Source organism: Spongiactinospora gelatinilytica (assembly GCF_003236385.1).
GTDB classification, from domain to species: Bacteria; Actinomycetota; Actinomycetes; order Streptosporangiales; family Streptosporangiaceae; genus Spongiactinospora; species Spongiactinospora gelatinilytica.
In genome coordinates this window covers 1-1,236 of record NZ_POUA01000735.1, presented here as the reverse complement: position 1 = coordinate 1,236, position 1,236 = coordinate 1, and the positions used below count along the sequence as shown (strand labels likewise).

Sequence of the window (1,236 nt, the reverse complement as noted above, 5' to 3'; positions counted from 1 at the left end):
CAGCCAGGACAAAGTCCTCTTCTCCCGGATCCACCGCGACGGCACCGCCACCTCGCTCGCGCAATTCAACGGGACGCTGTACTTGACCGCCTTCACCGATCTCGACGGCGACGGCGTCTTCAAGAGGCGGCAAGGTCGCGGATCATCCGTGCCTCAAGCCGTACACCGGAATCGCGGACTCCGAGCACGGCTCGGGCACGCTCTACCTGAACCGGGAAGGCCACAACTACCTGGCCGGACCCCGGGTCGCCCACCAGACCGACAGCCAGGACAAAGTCCTCTTCTCCCGGATCCACCGCGACGGCACCGCCACCTCGCTCGCGCAATTCAACGGGACGCTGTACTTGACCGCCTTCACCGATCTCGACGGCGACGGCGTCTTCAAGAGGGCGGGCCCCGGCGAATACGAGTACTTCACCCTCACCTTCACCCCATAACGAAAAGAAGCCACGAGGTGGGTCATGAATAACGGTGGTCGACCGGTCTATCCTCGGACCCGTGGATTCACCGTCACCGCTGCCGGTCGAGACCGGGCAGGAGCCGCGGGTGGTGCAGGAGATCACTCACCTGATCCTGCGGCTCACCGAGCGGCTACAGGACGACTACGCCAGGCACGCCGCGCGGCTGGGGCTGACCGCCGGGCAGGCCAAGGTGCTGATGGCGCTCCGGCCGGAGGAGTCGGTGCCGATGCGGGTGCTGGCCGAGCGCACCGGCTATGACCCGTCGAACCTCACCGGCCTGGTCGATCGGCTGGTGGCCCGGGAACTGGTGTCGCGCAGACCGGACGCCGTCGATCGGCGGGTCACGGTGCTGACCACCACGCAGCAGGGCGAACGCTTGCGGCTCGCCTTCTGGCGGCAGATCCACGGCGACACCGGGCCACTGGCCAACCTGTCCGGCGAGGAACTGGCCGGCCTGCGCTCCTCACTGCGTACCGCCCTCCAGCCCACCGACTAGAACCGCGTCCAGGCGGACGTAGCCCTCCTCCATGCCCCTCGCCATCGGCGAGGCCAGCACGAGATCACGTACGGCCCGCGACTCGTACAGCATGGTGCTGGTCAGCGTCGTACGCCCGGCCGTTTCGGTGAAGTCGTGGCTGACCAGGCACTCCCCGTGATACCAGTGATCGTCGAACGACTCGGTGTAGACGAGCCGGACCTCCGGCTCGATCTCCCGGTAGACGCCCCCGGCCGCCATCCCCGCGTCGTCCGGCCCGCGCCAGACGAACCGCCAGGC

General features: G+C 67.9%; 2 protein-coding genes. One reads left to right on the top strand and one right to left on the bottom strand.

What is annotated here, in order from left to right:
• The first annotated feature begins 498 nt into the window (after nt 1-498).
• Nucleotides 499-957 carry a MarR family winged helix-turn-helix transcriptional regulator gene (locus C1I98_RS39020; protein ID WP_158558408.1) on the top strand — a complete coding sequence of 153 codons (459 nt, stop codon included), beginning with the start codon at nt 499-501 and terminating at the stop codon, nt 955-957.
• Here the strand turns inward: C1I98_RS39020 and C1I98_RS39015 are convergent.
• On the bottom strand, nt 925-1,236 hold a 312-nt coding region (locus tag C1I98_RS39015), incomplete at its 5' end, for an SRPBCC domain-containing protein (RefSeq protein ID WP_199537569.1). The two genes, C1I98_RS39020 and C1I98_RS39015, sit on opposite strands and share 33 nt — an antisense overlap.